Origin of the sequence: Alkalihalobacillus alcalophilus ATCC 27647 = CGMCC 1.3604, assembly GCF_000292245.2 — a bacterium.
Lineage (GTDB): Bacteria > Bacillota > Bacilli > Bacillales > Bacillaceae_D > Alkalihalobacillus > Alkalihalobacillus alcalophilus.
Genome location: NZ_ALPT02000134.1, coordinates 1 through 5,816, shown reverse-complemented (window position 1 = coordinate 5,816; position 5,816 = coordinate 1). Strand labels below are relative to the sequence as shown.

Here is a 5,816-nt window from a genome sequence, read left to right as displayed (position 1 = left end):
ATTACTTATCTCTGGTTTTTCGTACTCTAATTTTGGCAACTCAGCTTTTTTATTACCTATTACTCGTTTTTCGCTACGTAATTTGGCCAGCTCGGCTTTTTCATTACTTATCTCTGGTTTTTCGTACTCTAATTTTGGCAGCTCAGCTTTTTTATTACCTATTACTCGTTTTTCGCTACGTAATTTGGCCACCCCAACTTTTTCATTACTTATCCGCGGTTATTCACTCCCTAATTCCGCCATCCCAACTTTTTCATTACCTATTCCCACTTTTTCGTACCGTAATCCGGTTATCACACTCGTTTCATTACTTATCCATGTTTTTTGTACTCTACTCATGACAACCGCCCTCCGCCTTGACCTGCACGTCGTCTCGATGCCACTCAACATAAAAAAGACCGCCCCAAAAGTCAAACGACCTTTTGAAGCAGTCTTTTATTTACTTAATTGCTTGAACTAAAAAAGCCTCTAATTGAATCAACAACACTACCTAAAAAATCCAAAAACTTTTCAAGAAAGTTACGGGTTTGTTCACTGTTTAAAATGTCATCTAAGTTATCACGAACTTTGGATATTTGTGATTTCACATCATCCCAATTTATGTTTAAATCTTTCATTCTCATAAATAAAGAAACTAAACCATCCAATTCTGTATCTGTTAAAGTAATGCCTAGTTCTGCTGCCACTCGACGAATGAGCTCACGTAGGTCATCTTCTGTTTCGACTGGATTATTAGCCATTTCCTCTTTAATACGGTTCATTAATTCAGTCGCTTCATCAACACCGATTGATTCACCAAGTTCGGACGTTTTCACAATTTCTTCATTGGCAATTTGCTTCTGTTCTTCTGGAATAATCGTATCTGTTGCAATTTCATATGCTTTGATAAGCCCTGTTAAAGCTCCAGTTCCTGAGACACTAAATGGAGCTGTGACATAAATAACCGCATCTTCAACCCCAGCTGTAATCAAAGCATTAGCATACATTCCTTCAGAGACCCAGTACACATTATTCGTTTCAACCGTTATCCCAGTCCCAGGCTCGGCAAGTGTAATTTTTGACGAGGAAATCGCTCTTGTTCCGATCGTCGCTGCGTTCACATACTCCCCTAGATATTGATGTTCTTCTTGATTCGTGACGTAAATAATCTCAACATCACTTTCCTTAACACCCATATCGTCTAACACACGTTGCTTTTGTTCGTTATTTAAATCTTCTCCTAATGTGATAATAATATCTCCTGGTACTGCGTCAGCAAATGCTAATGTTGGCCATAATAAGGCAAAAAGCATCAAGCAAATCAGTACCTTTTTCCATCTCTTATTCATTTCATCGACCCCTTTTTTTAGCAGTTTCCTGCTTTTACCAACAGCCTATCAATAAATTGGCCCTACTCAATAGAAAACACATTTTTCAAACAAAATAAAAGGGTCTTTTGTCCTAATTGACACGTTTCAGCTTGTGTAAAATTGTAAAATACAGCCTTTTTACCGACAAGTTAAGTGAAAAAGTAGCAGATTTAATAGACTTTTTTATCATCAATTAACCGCCCCCTCATCTAGACGATCAATGTTTCCTGATTGATAGATAATTATCCATATTATAAGCAATAAACCAATTAACGACAAACTTGTAAACCTGATTTGCTCAGCATCATTAATCCAATAACTATAAAAAACCGGTCCTAAGGCAACACCGAGAAAACGGACCATTGAATATAAGGAAAATGTTATCGATTTAATTTGCCTTGATATTGATATGGCCAACACTTGACTTGCTAATGACAAGAAGATTCCAAATCCGATTGAATACAGGGATGAACCAATCATGAGAGAAATGAGCTCAAAAGAAAGAATGGGTAATAGAATCCCTAAAAACATGATAATCATTCCTGCTACTATCATTTTCGTACGTAAATAAATTGTAGGAAGGCTCATTTTCCCACTGAAATAACTGGAAATTGTCAAACAAGCAAATGGGATAGAAAGAAGAACCCCCTTTTGTAAACCCTCCACTAAATAAAAGCCTTCCAATTCATAAGAAAGATAAACCAAATAGCCAAATAAGACAAACATCCCTCCAAATCCCACGGCAAAAATCGCTAAAATAAGTGGCCATGAACTACGAAATTCCTCTAAAAATAAAGGGAAGGTGAGCGGCTTTTGTTTCTTTCCCCCATCTGCTTTATAAGTAAATAAAATCGACATCCCTATCCATGTCAAAAGAATACAAACGAAATAAAAGACAAGACTGAATGACCATGTGCTAATTAAAATAATCGCGACCCCTATGATAGGACTAAGGACTTTCGCTAAACCATTAAAAGCTTCAATCATTCCAAGAGCTTGATTACGCTCCCTGCCGCTATACCAATCCGTTGAGATGATAAAAGCAAGTGGTGTAACCAAACCAGCACCAATCCCTTGTAATAGCCTTCCAACTAACAATAAAGAGAATAAATGACTCTTAGGATAAAACACCGCAATGACCGAAAGCAACGAACCTACAATTAAAATCATTAGAGCACTCAAAATCACTTTCTTATAGCCGAATCGATTCGTAAAGAAACCACTTAAGGGAATAATCAAGGCGGCTGGCATAGAAAATACACTTAAAAATAACCCAGCCTCTGCTGGTGTTAGCTGTAAGTCCATTTGAATCTTTGGGATAAGCGGAATAAATAATGAGTTGCCAAGGACCATTATAAACGGCAAAAAACCAATCATCACCGCACCAACTACCGCTAAGTGACTTCCTTCTCCTTTACGTGACATCATTTTAGCCTCCTTTTAAAAAAGCAGTCGATATTTTTGGAAAAATTCATGACATATGTTCCCTAATTCTCACATATACTATAGAGGCAAAAGGATGTTAATAGGAGGACAAGCTTATGAAAAAATTCCTTTTTACAATCATTACTTTTATTACCTTAACAAGCATTTATTATGATCTAACAGCTGGAACTTTACCCGAAAAAAACTCCACTTCTGCAAAAGCAGCTCAAATACAAGACGAAACACAAACAGAAACTACACAAGTAATTGATGAGGTTTCCCTTTACCAAGAAGTAATCGTTGAACCAGGATATACCGTCTTATCAATAGTCGAACATTTACATAGTGGCCCCATTCCCGTTTCAATTCAAGAAGTGATTTATGACTTTCAGCAATTAAATAAAGGAATTGAACCTGAGAAAATCCAAATAGGTCATACGTATCTTTTTCCTCTTTATCTGGAGTAAGGAGATATTCCTTGCCAAAATTCATAGGTCATTGATAAAATAGTATCGTAACTCAAACGAGCTTGACTAAATTAAGTCCTCGTATAAAAGGAGCGATTGGTCTATGACCGCATTAACGCATCGTACAAAAACACGTCCAGTCAAGGTCGGTAATTTGACGATTGGTGGAAACGACGAAGTAATTATTCAAAGTATGACAACAACAAAAACACATGACGTTGAGGCGACAGTAGCTGAGATTCTTAGATTAGAAGAAGCAGGTTGTCAAATCGTTCGTGTTGCTTGTCCAGACATGCGAGCAGCTGAAGCGATTGCTGATATAAAAGCACGTATTAATATTCCCCTTGTAGTCGACATTCATTTTGATTACAAGCTCGCATTAAAAGCGATCGAAAGCGGAGCCGATAAAATTCGTATTAATCCAGGTAATATTGGACGCCGTGAAAAAGTAGAAGCTGTTGTAAAAGCCGCAAAAGAAAAAGGAATCCCGATTCGTATTGGGGTAAATGCTGGTTCTTTAGAGCGTAAAATTGTCGAAAAATATGGCTACCCTACTGCTGATGGGATGGTCGAAAGTGCTCTTCATCATATTAAAATTTTAGAGGATTTAGATTTTCATGACATCATCGTCTCAATGAAAGCTTCTGATGTTCACTTAGCGATTGAAGCTTATGAAAAAGCAGCGCAAGCTTTTGATTACCCTCTCCACTTAGGAATTACAGAAAGTGGTACATTATTTGCTGGTACAGTTAAAAGTGCAGCAGGTCTTGGTGCTATTTTAAATATGGGAATTGGAAATACAATGCGGATATCATTAAGTGCCGATCCAGTTGAAGAAATTAAGGTCGCACGCGAATTATTAAAATCATTTGGGCTTGCTTCAAATGCCGCTACACTCATCTCCTGTCCAACTTGCGGAAGAATTGAGATTGATTTAATTAGTATTGCCAATGAAGTGGAAGAATACATTTCAAAAATTAAAGCTCCTCTTAAAGTTGCCGTTCTTGGTTGTGCCGTAAATGGCCCAGGAGAAGCGAGAGAAGCCGATATTGGCATTGCTGGTGCACGAGGTGAAGGACTTTTATTTATGAAAGGAAAAACCGTTCGTAAAGTACCTGAAGCCACAATGGTTGAGGAGTTAAAGTTAGAAATTGATAAATTAGCGGAAGAACATTACGCAAAGCAACGTGAAATAGAAAAAGCATAAGCGACATTCGCTTATGCTTTTCTATTTGGACATTTATCCAAAGCTCCCCTATTGAACAGACACCGTTTTAACTAAAAGAACGGTGCAAAAAATAGAGTCAACAGGATTGAAACAGCCCCTAATCCTATCGCCCAGTTACCTAGTGCTTTAGCACCGTAATGCCTTGATACAAATCCAACGACAATACCAGCTGCTCCAAGCAATACTGGCAAGAAGAACAGTGACAAGAAAGAAAGCACAAAAGCAAATGTGCCGATACCTCGACCGGATGTTGAAGTATCTTTATCCACATCTACATGATCAACTTCCTCATCCGTATCACGAACCACATATTGGTCAGCATCAAATGGCCGTCCCCCCGGAGACATCCCATTTAAAGCAGCGTATTCAGCAGCTGTCTCTTCATTAAACTGCTGTCCGCCATTCTGATCATTATGAACAGGCTCCGACTCTTGTGACTCGTCATAATCACTTGTATCTTCTTTCATTTCATTGATCGGCCGCGTATCACGACGACCATCAGCATGCGTATTTAAAAAGGTTAATGATGGATCATCGTCGTCAACTAATCGGACTGGATCCGTTTTATATTCTTTCCCTTTTTCCATACGAATCCCTCACTTTCTTTGTTTAGGGGAGCAGTCTTAGTATGACGCAGATCAAAAGTTTTATCGCAGTTAATCTTTTCATCTTTAGGAAAATGAACTAGACCAGCCTCCCAAAATCATGTATTGTAGTAGGATATGACGTGAACTTTTTAACAAAAGAGGTGCTTATGATGACAGAAAAAATACGCTTCGGATTGGACATCGATGGAACAGTAACCGATCCAGCAACATTTATTCCTTACTTAAATAAGGATTTTAATAAAACCTTAACTTTAGACGATTTAACCGAATATGATTTAACATCTATCTTAAATATTACAGAAGATGACTTTTGGAAGTGGATGGGGCAAAATGAGAGCCTCATTTATAAAGAAGCGAAAATGGCTCCTTACGCCAACGAAATTATCCATGAATGGAACAAAAAACACGAACTCATTTATATTACCGCAAGAAGAAACCACTTATTTGATACGACAAAGGAATGGTTTCTAAACACTAAATTGCCTTATCATCATATTGAAATGGTTGGAAAACATGATAAATTAGAGGCGGTCCGTTCACATAAAATTGATATTTTCTTTGAGGACAAGCATGATAATGCCGTTGCGATTGCGGAGGAATTTAACATTCCCGTTATCTTAATGGACACACCGTACAACCGTTTAACGATTCCAAACAACGTCATCCGCACGTATAATTGGCAAGAAGCGAAACAATGGGTTGATAAATGGTTAATGGAAAAAGAACGAAAATAACACAA

The 5,816-nt window shown here is 37.8% G+C and carries 7 protein-coding genes; 3 read left to right on the top strand and 4 right to left on the bottom strand.

What is annotated here, in order from left to right; genetic code table 11:
- The 3 genes from BALCAV_RS20405 to BALCAV_RS20395 all read right to left on the bottom strand — a co-directional run.
- A partial coding sequence (locus tag BALCAV_RS20405; RefSeq protein WP_040324318.1) for a hypothetical protein occupies positions 1–192 on the bottom strand: 192 nt, incomplete at its 3' end.
- Between the two features lie 251 nt (positions 193–443).
- Positions 444–1,328 (bottom strand): DUF1002 domain-containing protein, encoded by an 885-nt coding sequence (locus BALCAV_RS20400; RefSeq protein ID WP_003320521.1) that lies wholly within the window; start codon positions 1,326–1,328, stop codon positions 444–446.
- Between the two features lie 210 nt (positions 1,329–1,538).
- Positions 1,539–2,774 carry an MFS transporter gene (locus BALCAV_RS20395; protein WP_003320520.1) on the bottom strand — a complete coding sequence of 412 codons (1,236 nt, stop codon included), beginning with the start codon at positions 2,772–2,774 and terminating at the stop codon, positions 1,539–1,541.
- A gap of 116 nt (positions 2,775–2,890) precedes the next feature.
- On the opposite strand from BALCAV_RS20395, the gene BALCAV_RS20390 reads away from it, so the two are divergent.
- Positions 2,891–3,241, top strand: a complete 351-nt coding sequence (locus BALCAV_RS20390; protein ID WP_003320519.1) for a hypothetical protein — start codon at positions 2,891–2,893, stop codon at positions 3,239–3,241.
- Positions 3,242–3,344: 103 nt separating this feature from the next.
- Positions 3,345–4,448 carry a flavodoxin-dependent (E)-4-hydroxy-3-methylbut-2-enyl-diphosphate synthase gene (gene ispG / locus BALCAV_RS20385; RefSeq protein ID WP_003320518.1) on the top strand — a complete coding sequence of 368 codons (1,104 nt, stop codon included), beginning with the start codon at positions 3,345–3,347 and terminating at the stop codon, positions 4,446–4,448.
- A gap of 71 nt (positions 4,449–4,519) precedes the next feature.
- On the opposite strand, the gene BALCAV_RS20380 is transcribed toward ispG, so the two are convergent.
- Positions 4,520–5,056, bottom strand: coding sequence for an MATE family efflux transporter (locus BALCAV_RS20380; RefSeq protein WP_003320517.1), 537 nt, complete (start codon positions 5,054–5,056; stop codon positions 4,520–4,522).
- Positions 5,057–5,226: 170 nt separating this feature from the next.
- On the opposite strand from BALCAV_RS20380, the gene BALCAV_RS20375 reads away from it, so the two are divergent.
- Positions 5,227–5,811, top strand: a complete 585-nt coding sequence (locus BALCAV_RS20375; RefSeq protein WP_003320516.1) for an LNS2 domain-containing protein — start codon at positions 5,227–5,229, stop codon at positions 5,809–5,811.
- The last annotated feature ends 5 nt before the right edge of the window (positions 5,812–5,816 follow it).

What these genes read in the sequence shown, in the direction of transcription:
- BALCAV_RS20400 (WP_003320521.1), bottom strand. Translation starts at nt 1,328, where the DNA reads ATGAATAAGAGATGGAAAAAGGTACTGATTTGCTTGATGCTTTTTGCC.
- BALCAV_RS20395 (WP_003320520.1), bottom strand. Translation starts at nt 2,774, where the DNA reads ATGTCACGTAAAGGAGAAGGAAGTCACTTAGCGGTAGTTGGTGCGGTG.
- BALCAV_RS20390 (WP_003320519.1), top strand. Translation starts at nt 2,891, where the DNA reads ATGAAAAAATTCCTTTTTACAATCATTACTTTTATTACCTTAACAAGC.
- ispG (WP_003320518.1), top strand. Translation starts at nt 3,345, where the DNA reads ATGACCGCATTAACGCATCGTACAAAAACACGTCCAGTCAAGGTCGGT.
- BALCAV_RS20380 (WP_003320517.1), bottom strand. Translation starts at nt 5,056, where the DNA reads ATGGAAAAAGGGAAAGAATATAAAACGGATCCAGTCCGATTAGTTGAC.
- BALCAV_RS20375 (WP_003320516.1), top strand. Translation starts at nt 5,227, where the DNA reads ATGACAGAAAAAATACGCTTCGGATTGGACATCGATGGAACAGTAACC.